The 24,385-nt window shown below is 59.1% G+C and carries 22 protein-coding genes; 12 read left to right on the top strand and 10 right to left on the bottom strand.

The genetic code is table 11. From position 1 onward, the window contains the following. Nucleotides 1-43: 43 nt before the first annotated feature. Nucleotides 44-1,297, top strand: a complete 1,254-nt coding sequence (gene tyrS, locus EDE05_RS22610) for a tyrosine--tRNA ligase (RefSeq protein WP_112803227.1) — start codon at nt 44-46, stop codon at nt 1,295-1,297. Nucleotides 1,298-1,343: 46 nt separating this feature from the next. On the opposite strand, the gene EDE05_RS22605 is transcribed toward tyrS, so the two are convergent. Continuing rightward, a complete protein-coding gene (locus EDE05_RS22605) occupies nt 1,344-4,745 on the bottom strand; it encodes an AsmA-like C-terminal region-containing protein (protein ID WP_132412999.1) in 3,402 nt (1,133 codons plus the stop codon). 112 nt (nt 4,746-4,857) lie between these two features. Between EDE05_RS22605 and bcp the strand changes: the two genes are divergently transcribed. From bcp to EDE05_RS22580, 5 genes are all read left to right on the top strand, one after another. After that, on the top strand, nt 4,858-5,325 hold the full coding sequence (gene bcp, locus EDE05_RS22600) for a thioredoxin-dependent thiol peroxidase (RefSeq protein ID WP_105369984.1): 468 nt from the start codon (nt 4,858-4,860) through the stop codon (nt 5,323-5,325). Nucleotides 5,326-5,337: 12 nt separating this feature from the next. Continuing rightward, complete coding sequence (locus EDE05_RS22595; protein ID WP_112803225.1) at nt 5,338-6,165, top strand: ferritin-like domain-containing protein; 828 nt, start codon at nt 5,338-5,340, stop codon at nt 6,163-6,165. An 84-nt stretch (nt 6,166-6,249) separates the two neighbouring features. Continuing rightward, nucleotides 6,250-7,554 carry a M23 family metallopeptidase gene (locus EDE05_RS22590; protein ID WP_112803223.1) on the top strand — a complete coding sequence of 435 codons (1,305 nt, stop codon included), beginning with the start codon at nt 6,250-6,252 and terminating at the stop codon, nt 7,552-7,554. Between the two features lie 207 nt (nt 7,555-7,761). After that, nucleotides 7,762-9,291, top strand: a complete 1,530-nt coding sequence (locus EDE05_RS22585; protein ID WP_112803221.1) for a DEAD/DEAH box helicase — start codon at nt 7,762-7,764, stop codon at nt 9,289-9,291. Between the two features lie 6 nt (nt 9,292-9,297). Beyond that, entirely contained in the window at nt 9,298-9,720 is a 423-nt protein-coding gene (locus EDE05_RS22580; protein ID WP_112803219.1) for an NUDIX domain-containing protein, read from the top strand. A 50-nt stretch (nt 9,721-9,770) separates the two neighbouring features. Here EDE05_RS22580 and EDE05_RS22575 read toward each other — a convergent pair whose 3' ends face one another. Genes EDE05_RS22575 through EDE05_RS22545 form a run of 7 tightly spaced genes read right to left on the bottom strand, consistent with a single transcriptional unit; the run spans nt 9,771 to nt 15,476 of the window. Then, complete coding sequence (locus tag EDE05_RS22575) at nt 9,771-10,097, bottom strand: TfoX/Sxy family protein (protein WP_112803217.1); 327 nt, start codon at nt 10,095-10,097, stop codon at nt 9,771-9,773. 2 nt (nt 10,098-10,099) lie between these two features. Then, nucleotides 10,100-11,734, bottom strand: a complete 1,635-nt coding sequence (locus EDE05_RS22570; RefSeq protein ID WP_132412997.1) for a molybdopterin-binding/glycosyltransferase family 2 protein — start codon at nt 11,732-11,734, stop codon at nt 10,100-10,102. A gap of 6 nt (nt 11,735-11,740) precedes the next feature. Further along, the gene (locus EDE05_RS22565; RefSeq protein WP_112803212.1) at nt 11,741-12,436 is read right to left on the bottom strand and encodes an XdhC family protein; all 696 of its coding nucleotides are present in this window, start codon (nt 12,434-12,436) and stop codon (nt 11,741-11,743) included. Next, nucleotides 12,436-12,762 (bottom strand): XdhC family protein, encoded by a 327-nt coding sequence (locus EDE05_RS22560; RefSeq protein WP_112803210.1) that lies wholly within the window; start codon nt 12,760-12,762, stop codon nt 12,436-12,438. Before EDE05_RS22560 ends, EDE05_RS22565 begins: the two co-directional genes overlap by 1 nt. Continuing rightward, a complete protein-coding gene (locus EDE05_RS22555; RefSeq protein WP_134102969.1) occupies nt 12,759-14,018 on the bottom strand; it encodes a VWA domain-containing protein in 1,260 nt (419 codons plus the stop codon). The genes EDE05_RS22560 and EDE05_RS22555 overlap by 4 nt, the downstream gene beginning before the upstream one ends. Before the next feature lie 3 nt (nt 14,019-14,021). Beyond that, nucleotides 14,022-14,951 carry a MoxR family ATPase gene (locus EDE05_RS22550; RefSeq protein WP_112803207.1) on the bottom strand — a complete coding sequence of 310 codons (930 nt, stop codon included), beginning with the start codon at nt 14,949-14,951 and terminating at the stop codon, nt 14,022-14,024. Nucleotides 14,952-14,975: 24 nt separating this feature from the next. Next, nucleotides 14,976-15,476 carry a flavin reductase gene (locus EDE05_RS22545; RefSeq protein ID WP_112803205.1) on the bottom strand — a complete coding sequence of 167 codons (501 nt, stop codon included), beginning with the start codon at nt 15,474-15,476 and terminating at the stop codon, nt 14,976-14,978. Between the two features lie 158 nt (nt 15,477-15,634). On the opposite strand from EDE05_RS22545, the gene EDE05_RS22540 reads away from it, so the two are divergent. From EDE05_RS22540 to purB, 4 genes are all read left to right on the top strand, one after another. Beyond that, nucleotides 15,635-16,708, top strand: a complete 1,074-nt coding sequence (locus tag EDE05_RS22540) for an ABC transporter substrate-binding protein (protein WP_134102966.1) — start codon at nt 15,635-15,637, stop codon at nt 16,706-16,708. Between the two features lie 59 nt (nt 16,709-16,767). After that, nucleotides 16,768-17,445 carry a ribulose-phosphate 3-epimerase gene (rpe, locus tag EDE05_RS22535; RefSeq protein WP_112803201.1) on the top strand — a complete coding sequence of 226 codons (678 nt, stop codon included), beginning with the start codon at nt 16,768-16,770 and terminating at the stop codon, nt 17,443-17,445. 38 nt (nt 17,446-17,483) lie between these two features. Then, entirely contained in the window at nt 17,484-18,179 is a 696-nt protein-coding gene (locus EDE05_RS22530) for a DUF2259 domain-containing protein (RefSeq protein ID WP_162712551.1), read from the top strand. Nucleotides 18,180-18,263: 84 nt separating this feature from the next. After that, on the top strand, nt 18,264-19,565 hold the full coding sequence (purB, locus tag EDE05_RS22525) for an adenylosuccinate lyase (RefSeq protein WP_112803197.1): 1,302 nt from the start codon (nt 18,264-18,266) through the stop codon (nt 19,563-19,565). Between the two features lie 58 nt (nt 19,566-19,623). On the opposite strand, the gene EDE05_RS22520 is transcribed toward purB, so the two are convergent. Then, nucleotides 19,624-20,439, bottom strand: coding sequence for a DUF2189 domain-containing protein (locus EDE05_RS22520; RefSeq protein ID WP_112803195.1), 816 nt, complete (start codon nt 20,437-20,439; stop codon nt 19,624-19,626). Nucleotides 20,440-20,701: 262 nt separating this feature from the next. Here EDE05_RS22520 and EDE05_RS22515 point away from each other — a divergent pair, with 262 nt between their 5' ends. After that, on the top strand, nt 20,702-21,256 hold the full coding sequence (locus EDE05_RS22515; protein ID WP_105370000.1) for an alpha/beta hydrolase: 555 nt from the start codon (nt 20,702-20,704) through the stop codon (nt 21,254-21,256). Between the two features lie 123 nt (nt 21,257-21,379). Then, complete coding sequence (locus EDE05_RS22510) at nt 21,380-23,944, top strand: EAL domain-containing protein (RefSeq protein ID WP_132412993.1); 2,565 nt, start codon at nt 21,380-21,382, stop codon at nt 23,942-23,944. Between the two features lie 94 nt (nt 23,945-24,038). Here EDE05_RS22510 and EDE05_RS22505 read toward each other — a convergent pair whose 3' ends face one another. Beyond that, nucleotides 24,039-24,353, bottom strand: a complete 315-nt coding sequence (locus tag EDE05_RS22505; RefSeq protein WP_112803193.1) for a DUF1476 domain-containing protein — start codon at nt 24,351-24,353, stop codon at nt 24,039-24,041. Nucleotides 24,354-24,385: the final 32 nt, after the last annotated feature.

The raw sequence follows: 24,385 nt of genomic DNA, 5'->3' as shown, positions 1-24,385 counted from the left end.
CGCCCGGCACATATCCAAAACACCATCCTGCCAGAGATAGATCATGTCCAGGTTCAAGTCCGATTTCCTACGCACGCTCGACGAGCGCGGTTTCATCCATCAGGTCTCCGACGATACAGGCCTCGATGAGCTGTTTTCAAAGGAAACCGTGACGGCATATATCGGCTATGATCCCACAGCTTCGAGCCTGCACGTGGGCCATCTCACCCAGATCATGCTGCTCCACTGGCTGCAAGCCACCGGGCACCAACCGATCTCGCTGATGGGCGGCGGCACCGGCATGGTCGGTGACCCTTCCTTCAAGGAGGAAGCCCGCAAGCTGATGACGGTTGAGATGATCGAGGACAACATCGCCTCGCTCAAGCACGTCTTCGCTAATTACCTCGACTACGATCGCGAGCTCAATCCGGCTCTGATGATCAACAACGCCGACTGGCTGCGTCCTTTGAACTACCTAGAATTCCTGCGCGACGTCGGCCGGCATTTCTCGGTCAACCGAATGCTGTCGTTTGACAGCGTCAAGACACGTCTCGACCGCGAGCAGTCCCTGTCCTTCCTCGAATTCAACTACATGATCCTGCAGGCTTACGATTTTGTCGAACTGGCGAAACGCTACGGCTGCCGGCTGCAGATGGGCGGCTCGGATCAATGGGGTAACATCGTCAACGGTATCGACCTCGGTCACCGCATGGGGACGCCTCAGTTGTATGCGCTGACCTCGCCGCTGCTGACCACCTCTTCCGGCGCCAAGATGGGCAAGTCGGCGTCCGGCGCGGTCTGGCTGAACAAGGATCTTCTGCCCGTCTATGACTTCTGGCAGTACTGGCGCAATACCGAGGACGCGGACGTTGTCCGCTTCGCAAAGCTGTTCACCACGTTGCCCATGGATGAGATCGCCAAGCTTTCGCAGCTAGGCGGATCGGAGATCAACGAAGCCAAGAAGATCCTTGCCACGGAGGTTACGGCGATCCTGCACGGCCGTGCCGCAGCCGAGGAGGCAGCAGAGACGGCGCGCAAGACCTTCGAAGAGGGCGCACTTTCCGAAAATCTGCCCTCTGTCGAGATGCCGGCTGCCGAGCTTGATGCCGGTATAGGACTGTTGACCCTGATCGTTCGTGCGGGATTGGCCGGGTCGAACGGCGAAGCGCGTCGTCACGTCCAGGGTGGTGCGGTTCGCATCAACGACCAAAGCGTGAGCGACGAACGCAAGATGATCGGCACCGGTGAGGTGACCGCCGATGGCGTCATCAAACTGTCGCTCGGCAAGAAGAAGCATATCCTTGTCCGTCCGATGTGATCGGAGGCACGAGAGACTTCCCCGAGGGCCGCAGTTGCGGCCCTTTTTATTGGAATTCAAAGATCTGTCGGAAGATACCGGGTGCAATCAGCGACAGCGGATTGACCGTCAGCCGCGGTTTGTCGAAAGGCCCTTCGAGCTTAAAGGTGATGCCGAGCAGGCCGCGATCACGTCCGTTGCCAAGGATGGCGCCGATGATCGGCAATTCTCCGAACAGACGGTTCAGCCCGTAGGCCGGCATGAAGGTGCCGGTCATATCCATATTGCCCTTGCTGTCGCGCACCAGCCCCTGGAACGTCGCGCCGATCTGCTCGCCGCGCACCACGCCATTTTCCACCGCAAGCGCGCCGTTGCGGTAAAGCAGGCTTGCGAAACCCCGCTGGAATTTCGCCGAAGTCACGTCGATGTTGCGCTTGGTCGCGGAATTCAGGCTGCGGCCTTCTGGGTCGGGCGTAGACACAAGCGACTGGAGTTTCGTCTCGTTGACGAGGGAGAAGCTTCTCAAGTCCAGCGAGCCTGCCCAGGCTTCGCCCTCCGCTCTCAGCCGAAGATTCAGGAGCCCGCCTCGCAGGTTGTTGTAAAGGTTCATGAAGCGAATAACGGCACCGGCATCGCCGCTGGTAAGGGAAATTGTATCGCCGCGGCTCATTTCGCTGACGACCGCTTGCCCGCTTTCCGTGATACCGGAAAAATCGGCCTTCGAGATACTCCCGTTTCGGCTCGAGAACAGCATCGACACATTCGACAAAACCTGGTCGTTAAATCCGATCAGGTGCTCAAGCTTGGCGCGGACCGTAGCGTTATCCTGGTCGTCGCGACCGCGGCCACCGCCGCTTCCACTCACTTTGTCAGCCTTGAGCCGCGTAATGACCGGACGGACGTCTACGGTTGATCCTGTGATCGATATGTCGAAGCTGTCCTTCCCGCGTTTCACCGCAACCGCATAATTGTCTGCTGGCGAAAGTTGCACATGAGAAAACTCAGCCGCTGTCAGACTGTCTCGGTTGAGAGACAGGTTGCCGCGAGCACCGAATCCTTCTCCGGAGAGTTCGAAATTCCGGATGTCTGTATGTTCGCCCGCCTCAGAGAGTTCGAATTGCGCCTTGGCCGGTATCCCGCTGCCTTTCGTCCAACCGAGCCACGGAACGGAAAGCGTCGCCCGGGCAAGATCCAGCGCCACGGTCTGGCGCGTTTCGTCGACCCAGGTCCACTGTGCAGATATCGATCCGTCGACAATTTCCGACAGGCCGGGCGCCAGCTTCCGACGCTGCTCGTTGTTGAGGACGGTCTTGATGATCCGCTCGCGCTTGGCGCGCGAGGCCGAATCGATCGGTTCGGCGAGCGTGATATCGGCCGGTACATCGTCGATCGTGCCTTTTGCGACAAGCCGAGCGACCTGCGTGTCGACATCCAGAGTTCCGTTGAGAGCGCCGATCTTACGCCCGGAGAACTCCGGCGCGAGGCTGACGTCGTCAAGCTCCGCGTGGGCGTTCCAGGTCGGTTCGGGCGGGTTGTGGGCCTTGATAAGGCCCATGCGCGCCCTCAGGTCCACCCGTGCGTTCCCGGAGAAGTCCTCCGGTTTGAACTCTGTCCCCTTGAGTGCGCTGATTGGCCGAAAATTTGCAAGTTCCGTCACCGCGTCGGCTGGTCCCGCGAGCTTCAGGAAAAGGTCCGCCATCAACGGTTTTGCGTAGGTGGAGGGAATGGAAAAGCGGCCACCATCCACGACGACAGAGCGGCCCGACGGGAAAAAGGACATGGCACGTGCGATATCCACTGCCAACGCCTCTCCTTTGAGATCGAAGCGACCGTCGATATCGCGGAGCGGAGGGATGTCGCCTGGCAGGTTGATACGGGCATCGGCAAGGTCAAAATTGATCTGCAATTCGTTCTGGTTGAGATCCATGGGAACGCCCGGCCCTTTCATCCGGCCAGCCGGAATGAAGACGGCGATCGAACCATTCGTCACCGTGCCGCCGAACATATTGTCCATCACCCATTCACGCGGCCTTCGCGCCATCCAGAACGGCCAAAGCTGTTTTATCGCCGTGACTTGCATCTGCGGCAATTGAGCCCCGAAACTGATTTCCGGCGACTGTTCTCCAAAACGGACCTTGAGAGCCCCCGCCATCCGTCCCATGGGGCTGGAGACCGCCATCTCATCGAATTGCAGTTCGCGGTCTGCGGAGAGGTAACGCCCGTTTGCCTTAAGATCGAAGCGCGTGGGCTCTTCACTTTCCGTGGCTCCGACGGCGGTCCCGCCGCTGATCAAAAGATCGAGGCCGAAACCGACACGCTTGTCGTCCGGATTGAGCCTGTTGAGGTCAATCACGGCGCCGGTAAACGGAAGGATGGTCGGCCCGAAACGCGCCTCCGATCTCAGAAGCTCGATCGAGTTCTTCGAAAAATCGTAGGCAACATTGATCGTTGCGCCTGTAAATAACTGTTGAAGCCCATCGAAATAGAAATGCCCGGGAGATTGACGCAACATCGCCGTGATGCGCGGCTGTGTCATCTCGCGCGCCCGGACCGCGGCGAGATCCAGATCAAGCGACCCTTCGATGCCTTCACGAGGAGCGCCGTCTTCGGTTCGCTGGAGCAGAAAAGGTGTCACCTCCAGTCCAGCCAACCTCGCCGATAAGGATGTGGTGACACCTTCAATCGTCTTCGACGCGGCCGTCAGCGTAGCGCGACGGCCATTGAGGCTTATCGCGCCAGTGACCTCAACCTCACCATCGAGGCTGCGGGCCAGTTTCAGATCGTCCACGACAAGTGCGATCGGCTTGCGCCCCGGCGCCGCAGGAAGAAGGATCTCGATTCCGGATATATCGATCGAACCGGTCCCTGTTCGCTCCATGAGGCCCCGCGCTTCGTCAAAACGCTGGAAAGCCTGCTCGAGGAGCGCCGGCATGCCGTCGACCCGGACTTCCGACAGCGGCAGGGGGTCTCCCGATGGCAATTGCGCGGTATCGAGGCGGATATCTTCTGCCTCCATATGCTTGATCGATATGCGCCCGCTTAAGAGAGCGAGAGGATCGATTGCCATACGCATGGCGCCGGCACGGCTCAGATGTTCGCCGGTTGCCTGCTCGACGATGTCGACATTGCGCGCTTCCAGGGCAAGGCGAAGGCCGGAGTCAAAGCGGATGGCCGTAGAACCGACGGTCGCGGCATACCGCGGACCTATCGCATCGTTGAGCGCGGCCTGGGCGCGTGCCGAAAGCGTGCTGTCGGCGACGCCTCCTTCGATTGCGAAAATGGCGCTGCCCACTGCAAGTATGACCAGCACCACGAACAGTGCAACAACCTTGCTGAATCTCTTCATCCGCGTTGGCAAAGGCGGACAATTCAAGATAATCGGATCTTCAGCCCGGGCCGAGGGAAGTTCGTGCAGTGGAACGATGTCCTTGCGGTTGAAGTCGACCCTTTCTCCGCGAATTTCCGCCATCAGGTTGAGATCTGTCTTTCCATATTCGCGTGTGTGGCTGGACGCCTCGCCGGCCACTATATACCGATTGCGGCGAATATGATTCAAGATACCGGCAAAAGAAAGGAAAACCATGCCAGAATTGGCTGTTGGCGACATTGCCCCGAACTTCGAACTGCCGCGCGACGGTGGCGAAACGGTGTCTTTGAAAGCGTTTTTGGGAAAACCGGTCGTCGTATATTTCTATCCCAAAGACGACACCGAGGCCTGCACCAAGGAGGCGATCTCCTTTACCTCGCTTCTGCCGGAATTTGAAAAAGCAGGGGCTGCCATCATCGGCATCTCGCCGGACAGCATCAGGAAACACGACAAATTCGCCAAGAAGCACGCCCTGTCGATCATTCTCGGTTCGGACGAAGATACGGCTGTTGCCAATCTTTATGGCGTTTGGAAGGAAAAGAGCATGTATGGCCGCACCTATATGGGGGTCGAACGCACGACCTTCCTAATCGGCGCGGACGGACGGATCGCGAAGATCTGGCCCAAGGTTAAAGTCGCCGGCCATGCCGAGAACGTTCTTGAAAGCCTCAGGACGCAATAACAGGACGGTCAGATGCCGGGAGAATTCTCCATCACTTCTTTGAGAGGCGGCGCCACAACGGCCATTCTTTCGGCCGATCTCGACATCAAGACACGGCTTGCGCAGGAAACGGCAACCCGGTGGTTTGAACGGCGGCTGTCCCTGCGCTCTCCACTCGACCCTCCTCTTGCCGAACGTCCCGGTCGTCCGGAAAAGCCTGAACTGGTGCCGCCGAAAGCTGTCGGAAAGCGCTCGCTGCACACCGTCAACGGCCGTATTGCGACCCTGCACGCCATCGCCCATATCGAGCTCAATGCCGTTGATCTTGCACTCGACATCGTTGCGCGTTTCGCCACCGAACCTGTTCCGAATTCCTTCTTCGACGGCTGGATGCAGGTTGCCTTCGAGGAAGCCAAGCATTTCCGGATGGTACGGGCACGATTGAACGATCTTGGCGCCGAGTACGGCGATATGCCGGCCCACGACGGGCTGTGGCAAGCAGCCCATTCTACGCGCAATGACCTCACCGCTCGGCTTGCCGTCGTGCCGCTGATCCTTGAGGCCCGCGGCCTTGACGTAACGCCATCGCTGCAGGCGAAGATGCGTGAAAGCGGCGATCTCGAGACGGCGGCGATTCTGGACGTGATCTACAACGACGAAAAGGGGCACGTCGCCGTCGGAGCAAAATGGTTCCGCTTTCTCTGCGCTCGCGAGCGCAAAGATCCCGCGGCAACATTTCAGCAACTGGTACGCGCCAATTTCCGCGGGTCCCTCAAAGCCCCGTTCAATGACGTCGCGCGGGCAGAAGCGGGCCTGACGCCCTCCTTCTATCGCTCATTGAGCTCAAGCAGTAACGCCTGAGGCAATTATTCGTTAACCATAAGCATGTGTAATCCCCATCAACGGGACGACGGCGAAAACGAGTCGTATCTCTGGGGGATTCACGTGGCGAAGGGAACCGAAAGCCGGGTATTTGGGAAACGGGCGCCTCAGCACGTCCTCATTTTCGCCAGTGGCGAGAAAGTCCGCCATATGATCATTCGGCCTTGGATGGCCGCATTGACCTTCTGCTTTCTCGCCGTTTTTGCGATCGGCTATCTCGCAGCGACCTCTTATCTCGTGATCCGGGACGACCTGATCGGTGCGACGATGGCTCGGCAAGCCCGCATGCAGCACGGCTACGAGGATCGGATCGCAGCCCTGCGGGCTCAGTTGGACCGAATAACCTCCCGGCAGTTGCTAGATCAGCAGGTCGTAGAACAGAAGGTTGAGAAGCTGCTGGAACAGCAGAGCGCATTGTTTTCGCGCCACGGAAAGCTCGGATCCTTGCTGAATCGTGCGGAGGAATCGGGGCTGACGGCACAGGAGCCTTCTACTCCGGCCACCTTGCAGTCGCCCCTGAAGGAACGTCAGGCGTCTATGAACGGCGGCGGTGGCTTGCAGGCCATCGACAAACTGCTCTCCGGAAAGACCGCTGCTACACCACTCGACACATCCAGTGCCCTTGGCTACACATCACTGCGCGAAAACATCTCCGATCGAGCCGATCGCGTCTTTTCCAGGGTGACGCTTTCGCTGAAAGACCTCGAGAAGGAACAACTCGTCAAGATCGCCGACCTGACGACCGGCGCATCGCATACCGCTGATGCGATCACCGCCATCCTCAGACGGACCGGTGTGGAGGTCGCCTCCGCGTCGAAAGCCGGCCCTGCCGACGGCGTCGGCGGCCCCTATGTGGAGCCTCAGGTAGACATTGGCACATTCGACGCCTCGCTCGACGAGCTCGATGCAGCTCTCAGCCGCCTGGAAAGCGTGCGTGAAACGGCACGCGACCTGCCATTCGGCAATCCAGCCCCCGGCCATGCGATAACCAGCCGCTTCGGAAATCGCATTGATCCTTTCCTCGGAAAATTGGCACTGCATGCCGGAATCGACTTCGAGGCCGAAACCGGTCAGGAGGTGAAGGCGACAGGTTCCGGCAGGGTCGTCACGGCTGGCCCTTCTGGCGGCTACGGCAACATGGTCGAGATTGACCACGGCCAAGGCACGACGACACGCTACGGCCATTTGTCAAAAGTCCTGGTCAAGGAGGGCGACACGGTTGTCACCGGCGACGTCGTTGGACGAGCCGGATCCACCGGGCGCTCAACGGGGCCGCACGTGCACTACGAGGTTCGCCGAGGCGGTAATGCCGTCGATCCCATTCATTTCCTGAACGCCGGACTGAAGCTCACGACCTACCTCAACTGAACCGATAATTGGCAAAAGACAATTTCTTTGCTTGCGAACGATAGCCGGCTTCTCCATTTAGGATGTTCATTCACCAATCCCCCAGCGGAATTCCCTGTTTTCCTTGACTTTCAGCGTTTTTGGTCCTATGTCGCGGACCAGTTGTCGGCTGTATTGCGCCGACTAGCACAGAGTTCGTACAGAACCGGAACGGAAACGTAATTCCCTTTGACCACATTCGCTGATCTTGGCCTGAGCCAGAAAGTCCTCTCCGCTGTCACCGACGCGGGTTACACCATCCCTACGCCGATCCAGGCCGGGGCAATCCCGCACGCCCTGCAGCGCCGTGACATTTGCGGTATAGCGCAAACCGGAACGGGAAAGACTGCCTCATTCGTTCTGCCGATGCTGACGCTTTTGGAAAAGGGCCGTGCCCGTGCCCGGATGCCGCGCACGCTGATCCTGGAGCCGACCCGTGAACTAGCAGCGCAGGTCGCAGAAAACTTCGACAAATACGGCAAGAATCATAAGCTCAATGTCGCACTGCTGATCGGTGGCGTCTCCTTCGAGGATCAGGACCGAAAGCTTGAGCGCGGCGCCGACGTCCTCATCTGCACGCCGGGCCGGCTTCTCGACCATTGCGAACGCGGAAAGCTTCTAATGACCGGCGTCGAGATTCTCGTGATCGACGAAGCCGACCGTATGCTCGACATGGGCTTCATCCCGGATATCGAGCGCATCGCCAAGATGATCCCCTTCACCCGGCAGACATTGTTCTTCTCCGCGACGATGCCGCCGGAGATCCAGAAGCTTGCCGATCGCTTCCTGCAAAATCCTGAGCGCATCGAGGTGGCCAAGCCGTCCACGACCGCAAAGACAGTGACGCAGCGGCTCGTCGCGTCGCATAACAAGGATTACGAGAAACGCGCCGTACTGCGCGATCTCGTCAAGGCGCAGGACGACCTGAAGAACGCGATCATCTTCTGCAATCGCAAGAAGGACGTCGCCGATCTCTTCCGTTCCCTTGAGCGGCACGGCTTCTCCGTAGGCGCGCTGCATGGCGACATGGATCAGCGCTCACGGACGACCATGCTGGCAAATTTCAAGGACAACAATATCACGCTGCTCGTCGCCTCGGACGTCGCCGCACGTGGTCTGGATATTCCGGACGTCAGCCATGTCTTCAATTTCGATGTGCCGATTCATGCGGAAGACTATGTCCATCGCATCGGACGCACCGGTCGTGCCGGACGATCGGGCCGAGCCTTTACGATCGTCACCCGGTCGGACACCAAATATCTGGATGCGATCGAGAAACTGATCGGTGAAAAGATCGAGTGGCTGAGCGGCGATCTGACTGCCCTGCCCGCTCCCATGGAAAGCCATGAGAATGATCGTGGCCGCAAAGGTCGCGATCGTGATAAGGAGCGCGGCCGCGGCCGAAGAAGCGATTCGGGGCGCGGCGATTCGAGTCACAAGGCTGACACGAAGATCCAGGATAATTCGATTGAAGCAGCCGAAGGGGCACTTGTGGAAGCTAGGGTAGAAAACGTGAAACCGGAACGCAAGGCAGACAGGAAGCCGCAGAACAATGGCGGCAACCGCAATATGCGGCCAAGCCCGGCACCCGCAAACGATGACAATCGCGAGCGCCGCCAGCGTTACCACCGGGACCACGATGATGGCCCGACGCCGATCGGCTTCGGCGACGATATCCCCGCATTCATGCTGATCGTGGCGAACGGCACCAAGGCTTAAACTTCGGTGGCAAGACCTGGTATTGATTTTCCTGGCGTCGGTGCAGGTCTCGTTATCCTGCGCGACGACGGAAGAGTCTTGCTCTGCCGGCGCATGAAGGCACCGGAAGCCGGTTTCTGGAACATCGTCGGCGGCAAAGTCGATCCGATGGAGCCGTCCTCCGAGGCAGCGCGCCGCGAGGCGGAAGAAGAAACGGGCCTCAAAATCGGCAGTGTCGAGTTTCTCTGCATGGCTGAAGAGATTATCGAGGCGGACCGGCAGCATTGGGTCTCGCTGATCTATGTCACACGGGATTTTTCCGGCGAACCGACTCTGACCGAACCGGACAAACTGTCTGAAATAGGCTGGTTCGATCCGAAGGATCCCCCACAGCCGCTTTCAGCCTTCTCTGCCAGGGCATTCTCGCACCTCGAAACGGCGCAAAAGTAATAGAGACAAGCCCGGGGACCGAAACGCCCATGGCTAAAAGCGGACCTGCCTCAAGATGTAGATTTTGCCCGCAATGCGGCTTCGAATGCGAGCCGCACCCATTTTTTCATTTCATCGGGATCGTCGAATGCCTCTTCGGGTATCGACCAATAAGGCATAGGTACGGCAGTACCTTTCTTGTTTTCGTATACCCACTGCCGCGCACCGGCTGCGGCGAACTCGGGACCGCTAACCTCGTCCGCCTTCAGCATGATCTCGTTGCGCAGATCGATCGCAATGATCAGTCCCTGATGATAGATACCCTTGCCGCCGAACATACGGCGGATCGATACGGGGCCAAGCCCCTCAAACATCTCCTCGATGCCGGCATTGTCCATCCTTACCCCCTGAGAATACCGCCCGCTGCCGCCACCTCTTCCGGCGTATCCACATCGAGATGCGCCGCAGGGCCGATGTCGATATCGATGATGGGCAAGCCCGAGTTCTCAATGATGGCGCGCGCACCCACATCACCTTGAAGCTCCAGAACTGCAGCGTAGACCGCTCTCGGCAGTATAACCGGATTTCCTCGCTTCCCGCCGGACACCGACCGGATCACCACGTCGCCGCCGGACTCGCGAAACGCAGCGATCAGCATGCCCACATGCTCAGTAGTCACGCCCGGCATGTCAGCCAGCATCACCAAGATACCGTCCTTCGATGCAAGTTCCGGGCTCGAGAAACCGGCGACCAGGGAGCTTGCAATACCGGATGCGTAATCTGGATTGAAACAGGCCGAGATGTTCAGACCGGCCAGCGCCGTTTCCACGTCCTTGCGACGATGGCCCGTGACGACGACGACGGGAGACGCCTGCGAACTCTGCAACATCGTCGCCGTGCGCCGTACCAGAGGTATACCATCGAACTCCGCCAGCAGCTTGTGAAGACCGGCATTCCCCATGCGCCGTGCCTGGCCTGCCGCCAGTAGCAGCGCACCCACCGACAGATCCGCCGTCTTTTTCACGACAGAATCGCGGGGGTTGGGGCGACTGGCGATTTCCATCAGCAGTCCGCCCACTCCCATGCCGGTGATATCGAACGACGTCACGGCCTCGCCCGCCATCAAGCGGCTCAACACCCAATCGAAACCGTTCTCTTTTGGAGAACGTGCGCAGCCGGGGGCGCCAAGCACAGGCACATCCCCGATCCGGCCGAGCACGAGCAGATTGCCGGGATCGACCGGCATTCCGACGTGATGCACTTCTCCGCCGGCCCGGCGGATCGCGGCAGGTATCACGTCGTCTTTGTCTGCCACGGCGGAAGCGCCGAAAACGACAATCATAGCCGGCTCGCTCGTCTCTTGGGCCTTGATCTCCCGAAGAACCTCGGTCAGCCGCTCCGCTGAGTGTGGGATACGGATTTCGCTCGTCAGGCGGCTGCCGGATGTTGCAAGGCGCTGTTCCAGAAGTTTGGCCGTCCGATCCATGACCGACGTCTTCAGCGACGGAAGTTCTGTCGCGACCAATGTCACCGCGCGGGGATGGAAAACCTTCACTTGAAAAGGGGGGGCTCCAGACAGCAGGGCAACGGCCTCCCCGACCCTGTCGCCGCTGACCGCCAGAGGAATGATCTTGACGGTCGCCACCATATCGCCTTCGCGGACCGTGACATGGTCGGCCAGACAGGCGAGCGTCATCGCCGGATCGATCCGGTTCAGTGCGTCGACCACGGTCTTGTCGGCGACGAAGAGACCATCCGCTTTGGCATAGATGTTCACCCGTCCCGTGGTGGCGTCGGAGAAACGCAGATTGTCGGGAACGATGGCATTGGCGATGGCGGCGGCTGCCTGATCTTCAAGCATGTCACCCGGATCGAGCCGCACGGCCACCACGGACGCTACGCCTTCCTGAGATAGCTTGGCTATATCCTCTTTGGACAGAATCCGTCCCTTTGAGATGCGGCCTGAAGGCAGTCGGATGCTGTGCGCCAGCACCACGCCTTCCGCTTCATCGAGGTTGAAGGTTCCGTACTTCATTCCCGATCACCCATCAGTGACAAGATTGCGGCGGCGGAAGGCCTGGACGATCTGAGCGAGAGTGGCAAGGGCGATTTCCGCCGGGCTTGCCGCACCGATATCCAACCCGATCGGAGCGGCAATTCGGGCGATCTCTTCGTCCGTCCGCCCCATTTCCTTCAGCCGCTCCACGCGTTTCGCATGCGTCTTGCGGCTCCCGAGCGCTCCTACATAGAAACAGCCGGCCCTGAGCGCCTCCGACAGGGGAAAGTCATCGATCTTCGGATCGTGCGTAACCGCCGCCAGAGCGGTATAGGCGTCGAGCGGCTGCTCCTTCAGCACGTCCTCCGGCCAATCGGCGACCAGTTCGACGCCACCGAAACGTTCCTCCGTCGCAAACGCGGTACGCGGGTCGATGATCGTCAGATCGTAGCCGGCTACCGGGGCCAAGCGGGCCAGCGCCTGGCTGATATGCACGGCTCCGATCACTACGATACGCGGCGGCGGCAGATGGACATTAAGGAAAAGCGCTCGCCCGTCCATCTCCACTGTCGTCGCTTTGCCGCTTCGGAACGCCTTGGCGACCTCCTCACCGAGCGGACCTGGAACGGGTTCGCCTTCCAGGATCAACCGCACCCCGCTGCCGGAAAGATCGGTTGCGACGACGGCAGCCTTACGGGCCTGCCGAGCAGCGTTAAGCCTTGCGAGCGTTTGAAGCTCCATCAGGCAAGCCTTTCCACATAAACCTTGATCTTGCCTCCGCAGGAGAGCCCGACGCGCCAGGCGGTCTCGTCCGCTACCCCGAACTCGAGCATCTTCGGGACGCCTGACGTGATGACGTCGAGCGCTTCGGTAATGACGGCGCCTTCAACGCAACCGCCGGAGACCGAGCCTTCGAAATTGCCTTCGCCGTCGATGACCAGATGGCTGCCCGACGGGCGCGGCGCCGAACCCCATGTCTCGACCACGGTGGCGATGGCAACGTCGCGGCCGCTTTCTCTCCAGGTCTGCGCGGTCAGCAATGGATCGAGAATTTCAGATGCAGTCATGCGACCCTCCGTGAATGTATATAGCGGCGCGGATCCGCCGATTTCGTGCGGTCATCCGATAATGCGACGGCAAGATCGGCAATCGACTGCAGATTGTGGACGGCCCGGAATTCGTCCACATGCGGCAACATCGCACGAACACCCTGCGCCCTTGCCTCGAAACCCTCGAACCGCAACAGCGGATTGAGCCAGATCAGCCGCCGGCAGGAACGGTGCAGGCGATCCATTTCCTTTTCCAGTTCCTTCACGCCCTCTCGCTCAAGCCCATCGGTGATCAGCAGCACGACAGCCCCCTGGCCAAGCACCCGGCGCGACCAGAGGCGGTTGAATTCGGAAAGCGTCGCGCCGATCCGCGTGCCACCGGACCAGTCGCGCACGGCATCTGTACACCCCGCAAGCGCCTCGTCCGGATCGCGGCGACGCATTTGCCGGGTTACATTGGTGAGCCGCGTACCGAACAGGAAGGTCTGAACCCGCGCCCGCCTTTCGGTAAGCGCATGCAGGAAATGCAGAAAGATGCGCGTATATTGGCTCATCGAGCCGGATATGTCGGCCAGCACCACAAGAGGCGGCGGTGCTTTCTTGCGTTGTCGAAAGCGCGGAAGGATGAGATCGCCCCCACTCCGCATCGCCTGGCGCATGCTGGCGCGCGGATCGATGGTGGGCTGCCGGTTTGATGAGCGGAAGCGCCGCGTCTTGACCTCGTCGAGCGGCAGCACCAGCCTGGTGAGTTCGCGGCGGGCCAGCGCCAGTTCGGTCGCCGTCATCTGGGCAAAATCCATGCCCTTCAGGATTTCGCTGCCGGAGGTGGTGAAGCGCGAGTCGATCTCGATCTCTGGAGGTGCCTTGCGCGTTGTGTCTTTCGGCTGATCGCCGGTCAGTGCATCACCGACTCGCGTCGCGCCCGCCTTCTGCTTTTCTCGCTCATGATGGTCAGGCACTCTGGGCGACATCATCGCAATCATCTTGCCCACGAGGTCGCGCGAGCGCCAGAATATCCGAAATGCTTCGTCAAAGACCGCCTGGTCCTCATGGCGCTTGACAAAAACAGCCGAGAGCGCGGCGTGAAACTCTTCACGCGAGCCAATGCCGATTGCGTCTACCGCAACGATCGCGTCGGCAGCCGCGGCTGGGCCGGTCTTCAGACCGGCTCGACGGAGCACCCGGGAAAAATAGACGAGATTTTCGGCAAGCCGCCCATCCCCCACCGGTACGGGTGGAACGACGATGCCGTCCTGACTTGCGCTCGTCATCATGACCTACACCGCCGCCTGCAGTTCCGCCTTCACCTCGGCAAGAACCCGTTCACCTTCGCCACCCTTGATCCGTGCGATATCGTCCTGATATTTCAGGAGAGTGCCCAGCGTATCGGCAATCGTCTCCGGGTCGAGCGCGATCCGGTCAAGTTCCGTCAACGCCGTCGCCCAGTCGATGGTCTCCGCCACGCCTGGGTTCTTGAAGAGATCGAGCGTTCTGAGTTTCTGGACATAGGCAACCACCTGGCGCGACAAGGTCTCGGCGCATTGCGGAACCTTGCGGCGGATGATCTCGAGTTCCTGCGCCGCGTCCGGGTAATCGACCCAGTGATAAAGACAGCGGCGTTTCAGCGCGTCATGAATTTCGCGGGTCCGATTGGTCGTGATGATGACAATGGGGGGCTCGGAGGCCTTGATCGTGCCAAGCTCGGGGATCGTCACCTGGAAATCGGACAGCACTTCCAGAAGGAAGGCTTCGAAGGCCTCGTCGGTGCGGTCAAGTTCGTCGATCAGGAATACCGGGGCCGGTTGGCCGGGTCGACCAAGGGCCTGCAGCACCGGGCGACGAATGAGATGACGTTCCGAGAAGAGATCGGCCTCCAATCGCTCCCGGCTCTGGATGCCTGTCACCTCCGACAACCGGATATCCAGCATCTGCGCGGGATAGTTCCATTCGTAGACTGCCGAGGAAATGTCCAGGCCTTCGTAACACTGCAAGCGGATCAACGGCCTGCCGAGAGCTGTTGCAAGGGTTTTGGCGATCTCGGTCTTGCCGACGCCAGCCTCGCCTTCGAGAAAGAGCGGGCGCTTCATCTTGAGCGCCAGGAAGATCACCGTCGCAAGAGACCTGCCGGCAAGATAGTCACCGGCGGCAAGAAGCGCGATTGTTTCATCGATCGAGGCGGGCAATGTGCCTGAAGTTCTGTCCGGCATGACTGTACCCCTTCAAACAGCGTTCTAAAGTGTTCGAAAGCCGCGGTCCAGATAGATGAGCGAGGATGCCTCCGGGCCGAAATGGATTGCTTTCACCTCACCGAACATAACAAAGTGCGTAGAGGCCTGCTTGATCTCGGTAAGCCGGCAATCGAACGAGACAATGGCATCTGACAGAACCGGCGCCCCCGTAAAAAGGGTCTTCCAGCTTCCCAGCGAAAACCGCTCATCCGCCGGCACTCCGCTCAAACCGGCAAAGGCGGTCGCCAATCCCTGATGGTGAGCCGCCAGCGAATTCAGCGCAAATCTGCCGCTTTCGGCGAAGATTGCATTATTCGCATTGCTGCTGTTCAGACACACCAGCACACTTGGCGGATTGTCCGAAACCGAACAGGCGGCAGTCACGGTCACGCCGCGCCTGACCCCGTTGAACTCGGTGGTTACCACCTGAACATGGCCGGCATAACGCGCCATACCGTTGCGATAAAGGACGGGATCGAGAAAAGGCTGGTCCGTCAAAGGCATCTCCAGGGGCCACGTCCCTCATCACTCCCTTGATATGGTGACAAAAATACTTGATGTCCACGGGAGCAGCGGGTTTTTACATCCTATAGCCGATTCTCTTTGACGGCTGCGACGAGAAAGCTAAATGTGGCCCCCAAGGGCAAGATCCAAGGAAAAGCATGACAGCACGACGTTTTGTTATCGCCGGAGTGCTAGCTTCGTTTCTGGGATACGGATCGGCATCGGCTGCGGTGATCGGTGTCGTTGCCCCGCGTTCCGGCCCCTATGCTTCGCTTGGAAATCAGGTTTTTCAAGGCGCGCGCGCTGCCTCCGAAGCTACGGGGGATACGATCGTCGAGGTCGAGGAAAGCTGCGAGGAAAGCGGTGGCGCAAATGTGGCCCGGAGCCTCGCTGAGGCCAAGGCCGTAGCCGCGATAGGTTTCCTGTGCGTAGAGACCCTCACGACTGCACTGCCGCAACTGAAGGCAGCGCAGATTCCGGCCATAAGCATTTCCGTCCGCTCAAAGATCCTGATGGAGGACACGCTGCGCAATGGCTGGCCTTTCTATCGAATGGCGCCAGTTGAAGGCGATGAGGCGGAAAAGCTCTCCGAGATCATCCTCGACCTATGGAAAGCGGAGCCGATTGCATTTGTCGAAGACGGCACCATCTATGGCCGCGAGCTTGCAAGTGCGATCCGCCAGAAGCTCGAACCGGCAGGCATAACACCGGTCTTTTCCGACACTTTTCGGCCCGGTCAGGAGCAACAGGTGGCGCTGGTGCGTCGTGTCGCAAAGGCCGGAGCAACCCGGGTCTTCGTCGGCGGCGACCGCAACGACGCAGCAATCATAGCGCGCGATGCCGCGTCGGAAAATCTTCAGCTTGTACTTATGGGTGGCGATGCCCTGAGGGCTGCAAACCGTCCGGTGCCGCTCCGCGAAGGCGTCCTCGCTATCGCCCTTCCCGACTACGCCGCACTACCTTCCGCAGTTGCAGCCGTTGCGGCCTTGCAGGCGAAAAACATCGATCCGGACGGCTACATGCTGCCATCCTATGCCGCCGTGGAGCTTGCGCACGAGGCGGTTTCCATAGCGGCGAACCAGCCCCTGACTGGAGTTATAGGCAGGAGTTCATTCAACACCGCGATCGGTCCGATCACCTTCGACGAAGGGCATGAACTGAAGGAAAATCCGTTCCGTCTGCTCGAATGGCGCGGGACATCTTTTGTTCTGGTTCATCCTGCGACCGAGTGACGATTGTCCCCCCAACCGGCTGATGCTAAGGGTCGCGAAAAACTTGGAGACCTCCGCTGATGACCCTGCCGATCCGCATAGCGCCGTCCATTCTCGCCGCCGATTTCTCAAAGCTCGGGCAAGAGGTGCGCGATGTCGTCGATGCGGGAGCCGATTGGGTCCATCTCGACGTCATGGACGGGCATTTCGTACCGAACATCTCGTTCGGACCTGATGTCATCAAGTCGCTGCGGTCCTACACGTCGGCGTTCTTTGACTGCCACCTGATGATCTCTCCGGCCGACCCCTATCTCGAGGCGTTTGCCAAGGCGGGCTGTGACGGCATCACCGTCCATGCCGAAGCTGGTCCGCACCTGCATCGTTCGCTGCAGACGATCCGCGCCCTCGGGAAGAAGGTAGGCGTCACTCTCAATCCCGCGACACCACTCGCGGCAATAGAGAATGTTCTCGATGACGTCGATCTGATCTTGATCATGAGCGTCAACCCCGGCTTCGGCGGCCAGAAGTTCATCCCGGCAATGACCGAAAAGATCCGCGCGGCCAGGGCCCTGATCGGCGGCAGACCGATCGAGCTCGAAGTCGACGGCGGCATTACGGCCGACACCATCGGCGCGGCGACGGCAGCCGGCGCCAATGTCTTCGTCGCCGGCTCCGCAGTTTACAAAGGCGACGGAATCACAGCCTATCGAGAGAATATTGCGCGGCTCAAGGCCGCCGCCGAGAATGGACGAAGATGATGTCTAGCTTGCGGTATTCGCTATTGGCATGCGCTGCAATGTTCTTTGCAGATACGACATCCGCGGCCGATATCGCAAGCATCCAGCCGATCGGCTTTTCTGCCGATGGCCACACATTTGCCTATGAAGAATACGGCATCCATGATGGATCCGGTTTTCCCTATGCGAATATCTATGTTCTCGATCTCACCAACGATACCTTTCTTCCCGGAACACCGTTTCGAGTGCGTCTGGAGCAGGATGACGCGACAATTGCAAAGGCCCGCTGGCGTGTCCGCAACGACGCCGGAGCGGTGATCGAGAGCCACGAACTTGCCAATCATCCCGCAGAGTTTGTCGCTTTCAACCCGGCCACGGAGGTTGACGCAGATCCGCACCGGCTGCGTTACTTGAGCGTTGCGGCGCTCCCGGCGATCGGCAAGCCGAACACGCTCGTACTCGAGGAACTTCCGCAGCCTCTCGATCCGCGCTGCGAGGGTCTGATATCCCGGACCGTTGCATTTCGTCTGCGCTTTACAGAACGCGACGGAATGCCGGCTGACGAGATTGTCCACGAAGATCGGCACATTCCTCTTTCTCGCAACTGTGTCGGCGGCTATCGGCTGGGTGGGATCGTCAGCGGATCCTCGGGCGGAAGTACGCCCGTGGAAGTGGCTCTGGTCATGGTCTTGAGCGCCGGCTTCGAAGGGCAAGATGGACGCTGGATTGCCATCCCGCTGAATACGCCTCGCTGACTGTCCATCACCCGCCGGAAAACTTGAGCTCACGCCCGCTTCTTGCTACAGCGGCGCCAATACTCTTTTAGGAAACAGAAACCAATGATCCCGCGTTATTCCCGGCCCGAAATGGTCGCCATCTGGTCGCCCGAAACCAAATACCGCATCTGGTTCGAAATCGAGGCGCATGCTTGCGACGCTCTTGCCGCGATCGGCGTGATCCCCAAGTCGGCGGCTGAGACCATCTGGGAAAAAGGAGGCAAGGCGGAATTCGACGTCGCACGCATCGACGAGATCGAGGCGGTCACGAAACATGACGTCATCGCCTTTCTGACGCATCTTGCGGAGTTCGTGGGGCCCGACAGCCGTTTCGTGCATCAGGGCATGACATCTTCCGACGTCCTTGATACCTGCTTCAACGTACAACTCGTCCGCGCGACCGACCTGCTGCTTTCTGATATCGACAAGCTGCTTGAAGCTTTGAAACGCCGTGCATTCGAGCACAAGGACACGGTCACCATCGGCCGCAGCCACGGCATTCACGCAGAGCCCACGACCTTTGGCGTCAAGCTCGCCCAGGCCTATGCAGAATTCGACCGGAACAAGACCCGGCTCCTCGAAGCGCGCGATGAGATCGCTACTTGTGCGATCTCTGGAGCAGTCGGCACCTTTGCCAATATCGATCCACGGGTGGAGGAACACGTCGCGGCGGCCATGGGACTGAAGCCAGAGCCGGTTTCGACGCAGGTTATCCCACGCGATCGGCATGCCATGTATTTTGCCACCCTCGGCGTTATTGCGTCGTCGATCGAGCGCCTCGCAATCGAAATCCGTCACCTGCAGCGTACGGAAGTCCTCGAAGCCGAAGAATATTTCTCCCCAGGTCAGAAGGGTTCTTCGGCAATGCCGCATAAACGCAATCCGGTGCTGACCGAGAACCTGACGGGTCTGGCCCGTATGGTCCGCTCCTATGCGCTGCCTGCGATGGAAAATGTGGCGCTGTGGCACGAGCGGGATATTTCCCACTCGTCCGTCGAGCGGATGATTGGACCGGATGCGACTGTTACGCTTGATTTCGCACTGGCGCGCATGACCAGCGTAATCGACAAGCTGCTCGTCTATCCCGAGAATATGATGAAGAATATGAACAAGTTCCGCGGGCTTGTTCATTCTCAAAGGGTGTTGCTTGCCCTTACACAAGCTGGCGTTTCACGCGAGGATGCCTATCGCCTCGTGCAGCGCAACGCCATGAAGGTTTGGGAGGAAGGTAAGGACTTTCTGGAAGAGCTGCTCGGCGACGAGGAAGTCCGTGCGGCGCTCACCGAAGAGGATATCCGCGAAAAATTCGATCTCGGTTATCACACCAAACACGTCGATACGATCTTCAGCCGTGTCTTTGGCTGATAGCTAATAGCGCCTTTTGCAAAGCCCTTGGCCGCAGCTCCGCGACCAGGGGCTCTTTTCATCTTTGGGCCGGGACCGAAGGAGATACCACGAGCTTGCGATAAAGATGCCAGGTCGAATGACCGAGGATGGGCATGATGACCGCCAGCCCTGCGAAGATCGGAATCGTCCCGATGACTAGCAAGGCGGCCACGATCAGTCCCCACAGGGCGACCGGCACAGGGTTGGCAATTGTTGCCCGCACACTCGTGTCGATCGCAGCCGCCGCCCCGACGTCCCGGTCGAGCATCAGTGGAAACGCGACCACCGTCGTCGCCAGGACTACCACTGCGAAAAGGAAGCCAGCCAGGTTTCCCCACAATATCAGCGCCATGCCTTGAGGGGTCGTCATAACCTCATTGAAGAAAGCCGAGAACGAACTCGGCGGCACGTCGCCGAAATAGGCGGCGTAGATCGACTGTGCGACCAGGAGCCATGATATGAAAAGCACGAACAGGAAAAAGCCGACGGCCAGAATGGACGGCAATGCCGGCGATCGCAGCACACTGAAGGCGTGCCGCCACGAACTGTCTTCGCCATTTTCGCGCCGGCGGCTTATTTCATAGAGGCCGAGCGCCGCCACCGGTCCGAGCAGGGCAAAACCCGACATCAGCGGGAAAAGCAGGGGCAGCAGATTGGCACCCGCGCTCCAGGCCATCAGGAATACACCGGCGAGCGGGTAGATCAGACACAAGAACACGTAGTGCGAAGGCTTTTCGCGAAAATCGCTCCAGCCCATTCTGAGCGCTTCGGTGATGTCTGCAATCCCGATCTTTCGGATTGCCGGGCGCGCAAAACCGCTGTCCGCTCCGGCCATGATATGAAACGCCGTCATAAGGTTCTCCTCCTCAGCCTAGCTTTCCGCACGCTGCAGCATTTCGAGCCAAGAGGTGACCGCAGCGGCATTTACTCACATGAGAGCCCGCATGGGGAAACGGGATCAGAGGTGCACTAAACCGATCGACGAGCTATGTACGTCCGACGAAAAAGAGCCGACACGCTTCGCAAGGTAACCGGCGCCGATATTCTAGCAAAATTTTCTGCATATGTCGCCTCTCACTTGACTTCGATCATTTTGCTACTCAAATCGCGTTCTCATGAAAGCCTCTGAAGCCGATATCCTGATCATCCCGGGCTATACCAATTCCGGTCCCCACCATTGGCAGAGCCGCTGGGAGGCAAAGCTCAAGACAGCCCGACGCGTCGAACAAGCGGAATGGTCGAAGCCGGTGCGCGACGATTGGGTTGCTCGCGTTGCCGAAGAGGTGAACGCCTCAAGCCGTCCCGTGGTGCTGGTGGCCCATTCACTCGGAATCCCGTCTGTCATCCACGCAATTCCGCATTTCAGAAACACCATCGCGGGCGCTTTTTTCGTGGCTCCGCCTGAAGTCGACAATCCCGCCATACGGCCCAAACACCTGATGACTTTTGGTCCCTATCCGCGCGATCCTCTTCCCTTTCCTTCCTTGACTGTCGCCAGCCGCAACGACCCATTCGGCTCCTTCGAACACGCCGACGATATTGCCTCCGCGTGGGGTTCGCTGCTCGTTGATGCTGGCTATGCCGGTCATATCAACGCGGAGTCGGGCCACGGGCCGTGGCCGGAAGGAACAATGGTATTTGCCCAATTCCTGAGCCGCTTGAGACCTTAGGCGCGAATTGAATGAAGCCCTCCGGAATTTCAGGTGCAGCAATTCGGACGGCAATCTTAAGTAGAATTTAATTGACTTTTGCTAACTTGCGCTCTCCCCAGCACCGAGCCAGGCAGCGCACAGATGCCGTCAAATGTTCTTTCAAGCCCTCTGAACTTCGGCAGCGGAGTTGATATCAGCGTGCTTGAAACGGTCTTTGAGGTTCTTCCCTTTGCGATGGCTGCAATCGATGACGCCGGTCTGCTGCTATTTGCCAACGCCGCGTTTCGAAGCGAATGGATCGGCGACAGTTGCCAACCGAGGTTTTTCGCAGATTTTGTTCACACGCAGGACCGCTCGACCTTTAGCCAAAAGCTCGACGATCTGGTCGCCTGTCTCACACCCCAAAGGCTGGAAGTCCGACTCGACAAATCCGAAGCTGCGAGCCGAGCGGCACTCGTCTCGTTGGCGCCACTCGCCACTGCCTTTAACGGACAGACAGTCATTGCCGTCCTCTTGTCGGATATTACCGAACAGAAGCGACACATCGAGAATCTCGCCGAACGCGAAAGTCGCTGGAACAATGCTCTTGTGAGTTCGGTCTCGGGTGTATGGGATCATAACTACGCCACCGGCCAGAAATACTACTCGCCCGTGTGGCGGCAGATCCGCGGAATGTCTCCAGAAGATCCGCTTGCTGCGAGTACGCAGGCCTGGCTGGAACTGGTGCATCCGGATGATCGGGCTCATGTGGTTCATGCGATGGAACGCCAAAATGCGGGCGACCCAGCCTTTGCCGTTTTTGAATATAGGGAGCTCCACAAACAGGGTCACTGGATATGGATCGAATGCCGGGGCGCATGTGTCGAATGGGATGCCCGCGGCAATGCCACGCGCGTCGTCGGTACTGACACTGACATAAGCGCCCGCAAGGCAGCCGAAGAGGCTATGGCGCGCATGTCGCGCCGGCTGGATATGGCTTTGGAAATTTCAGGCATAGGCGTTTACGAATCCGACTTTGATACCGGCGAAGTCGACTGGGACGAGCGGATGTTCCGGATCTACGGACTGGAAAAAAGTGAGACCGTGGTGATTGGCGGACTATGGGAAAGCCTTCTTCACCCTGATGATGCAGAGCGCGTCCAGGCGAATGTTCGCAGACACCTCGCCAGGCCCGAGCGCTTTTCCGACGAGTACAGGGTCGTCCTCCAGAACGGCTCCGAGCGTGTTATCCGCACCCGCACCATGCCATTCATCGATGGCAACGGTCACCAGAAGATGGTCGGGGCCAATTGGGATGTGACGGCCGACGTGATGCTGCATCGCGAGCTCGAACGGGCCAAAATGCTTGCCGAGGCCCGCAATCGGGATCTCGAAGCCGCTCGCAGCCGCATCGAACACAACGCGATGCACGACTATCTGACGGATCTGCCCAACAGACGGTACCTGGATGAGATGCTGGACCACATGGCAGCCGAGTGCGGCCGCAACGGGCATGGCCTGGCTATCTTGCATATCGACCTCGACCGCTTCAAACAAATCAACGACACGCTTGGCCACAGCGCCGGCGATGCGATGCTGAAACACACCGCGACCGTCCTGAAAAACACTGTTCGCAAGGGTGATTTCGTGGCCCGCATCGGGGGCGATGAATTCGTCATCCTGTCAAACTTCCAGGGATCACCGCGCAAGCTGTCCAATCTTGCGGAACGCATTATCAAGGAGCTACGCAAGCCTGTTTTATATGAAGGTCATGACTGCCGCTTCGGCGCGAGTGTCGGTATCGCTTGTGAAACAGGACCTATATTCGACGCCCGCCATCTTCTTCTCAACGCCGATATCGCACTCTACCGGGCCAAGAACCAGGGCCGCAACCGTCATGAGTTTTTCTCTGCGGAGACCCAGAACGAGATCATCAGCATCAAACGTCTGTCCGATGAAATTTTGCTAGGCCTCGAACGCAACGAATTCATCCCCTTCTACCAACCCCAATTCGATGCCACGACCCTTGAGATCGCCGGGGTGGAAACGCTCGCACGATGGATGCATCCGGAGCACGGGATGTTGTCGCCGGATAAATTTCTCGAAACCGCCGAAGAGTTGGATGCGGTGGCCTCGATCGACGCGATAATTCTCGACAAGGCGCTCGCGGATTTTCGCGCATGGCGGCGTGACGGCATCTCGATACCGAAACTCTCGGTCAACGTTTCCTACCGTCGGCTGCACGATCCGTCGCTGTCGCGAAAGCTGAAGAAGCTGAAGATCGAGCCCGGCACCGTCTCGTTCGAGCTGTTGGAATCGATATTCCTCGACGAGTGCGACGATCGCGTCCTGAAGAACCTGTCCCGGCTCAGGAAACTCGGCATCGATATCGATATCGACGATTTCGGCACGGGACATGCGTCAATCATCGGCCTCATTCGACTGTGCCCTCGGGCCCTGAAGATCGATCGCCAACTGGTACGCCTCGTCTCTCAATCGCAAGAGCAAAGAAAGCTCGTAGGTTCGATCATCGAAATCGGTAAGTCACTAAACATTCGAGTCATCGCCGAAGGCGTGGAGACACCCGAGCATATACGGATCCTGCGCGATCTCGGATGCGACGTTCTACAGGGCTACGCACTCGCAAGGCCGATGCCCGGGCCTGCGATTGCCGATTTCATTCGGTCGGACAAATGGCGAGCCCGCGGCCCGATCCCGCGATCTTGATAAGAAGACTTTGCGGCCACGGAATCTTCAGCCCAATAGCTCAAAGCCCCGCGCCCGATCGGCGCGGCTTTGTCTTCACCTCAATAAATGAGACTTACTGCTCTTCGATCTGCTTTACGGCATCAGCGAGCAGATCGATCATCTTCACCCGAATATCCTGGTCGGAGACGGAAATGCCGGCTGCATCGAAATCACCGCGCAGCTTACGGAAAACATCCTCGTCACCCGCCTCTTCGAAATCGGCGACGACCACTTCCTTGGCATAGGCTTCCGCGTCCGCTTTGCTGAGCAGACCGGCAGCCCAAAGGCCGATGAGCTTGTTGCGGCGGGCGAGCGCCTTGAATTTCAGCTCCTGATCGTGGGCGAACTTGTTTTCGAAGGCTTTTTCGCGATCACTGATGCCGCTCATTTCGGGTCTCCCAAGCTGGACTTTTGCCCTGC

This window comes from Neorhizobium sp. R1-B (genome assembly GCF_004368875.1).
GTDB classification, from domain to species: domain Bacteria; phylum Pseudomonadota; class Alphaproteobacteria; order Rhizobiales; family Rhizobiaceae; genus Neorhizobium; species Neorhizobium huautlense.
The sequence above is the reverse complement of the archived record's forward strand: the minus strand, read 5'-3'. Positions and strand labels throughout refer to the sequence as shown.

What these genes read in the sequence shown, in the direction of transcription:
- tyrS (WP_112803227.1), top strand. Translation starts at nt 44, where the DNA reads ATGTCCAGGTTCAAGTCCGATTTCCTACGCACGCTCGACGAGCGCGGT.
- EDE05_RS22605 (WP_132412999.1), bottom strand. Translation starts at nt 4,745, where the DNA reads ATGGCGGAAATTCGCGGAGAAAGGGTCGACTTCAACCGCAAGGACATC.
- bcp (WP_105369984.1), top strand. Translation starts at nt 4,858, where the DNA reads ATGCCAGAATTGGCTGTTGGCGACATTGCCCCGAACTTCGAACTGCCG.
- EDE05_RS22595 (WP_112803225.1), top strand. Translation starts at nt 5,338, where the DNA reads ATGCCGGGAGAATTCTCCATCACTTCTTTGAGAGGCGGCGCCACAACG.
- EDE05_RS22575 (WP_112803217.1), bottom strand. Translation starts at nt 10,097, where the DNA reads ATGGACAATGCCGGCATCGAGGAGATGTTTGAGGGGCTTGGCCCCGTA.
- EDE05_RS22570 (WP_132412997.1), bottom strand. Translation starts at nt 11,734, where the DNA reads ATGAAGTACGGAACCTTCAACCTCGATGAAGCGGAAGGCGTGGTGCTG.
- EDE05_RS22565 (WP_112803212.1), bottom strand. Translation starts at nt 12,436, where the DNA reads ATGGAGCTTCAAACGCTCGCAAGGCTTAACGCTGCTCGGCAGGCCCGT.
- EDE05_RS22560 (WP_112803210.1), bottom strand. Translation starts at nt 12,762, where the DNA reads ATGACTGCATCTGAAATTCTCGATCCATTGCTGACCGCGCAGACCTGG.
- EDE05_RS22555 (WP_134102969.1), bottom strand. Translation starts at nt 14,018, where the DNA reads ATGATGACGAGCGCAAGTCAGGACGGCATCGTCGTTCCACCCGTACCG.
- EDE05_RS22550 (WP_112803207.1), bottom strand. Translation starts at nt 14,951, where the DNA reads ATGCCGGACAGAACTTCAGGCACATTGCCCGCCTCGATCGATGAAACA.
- EDE05_RS22545 (WP_112803205.1), bottom strand. Translation starts at nt 15,476, where the DNA reads ATGCCTTTGACGGACCAGCCTTTTCTCGATCCCGTCCTTTATCGCAAC.
- EDE05_RS22540 (WP_134102966.1), top strand. Translation starts at nt 15,635, where the DNA reads ATGACAGCACGACGTTTTGTTATCGCCGGAGTGCTAGCTTCGTTTCTG.
- rpe (WP_112803201.1), top strand. Translation starts at nt 16,768, where the DNA reads ATGACCCTGCCGATCCGCATAGCGCCGTCCATTCTCGCCGCCGATTTC.
- EDE05_RS22530 (WP_162712551.1), top strand. Translation starts at nt 17,484, where the DNA reads ATGTTCTTTGCAGATACGACATCCGCGGCCGATATCGCAAGCATCCAG.
- purB (WP_112803197.1), top strand. Translation starts at nt 18,264, where the DNA reads ATGATCCCGCGTTATTCCCGGCCCGAAATGGTCGCCATCTGGTCGCCC.
- EDE05_RS22520 (WP_112803195.1), bottom strand. Translation starts at nt 20,439, where the DNA reads ATGACGGCGTTTCATATCATGGCCGGAGCGGACAGCGGTTTTGCGCGC.
- EDE05_RS22515 (WP_105370000.1), top strand. Translation starts at nt 20,702, where the DNA reads ATGAAAGCCTCTGAAGCCGATATCCTGATCATCCCGGGCTATACCAAT.
- EDE05_RS22510 (WP_132412993.1), top strand. Translation starts at nt 21,380, where the DNA reads ATGCCGTCAAATGTTCTTTCAAGCCCTCTGAACTTCGGCAGCGGAGTT.
- EDE05_RS22505 (WP_112803193.1), bottom strand. Translation starts at nt 24,353, where the DNA reads ATGAGCGGCATCAGTGATCGCGAAAAAGCCTTCGAAAACAAGTTCGCC.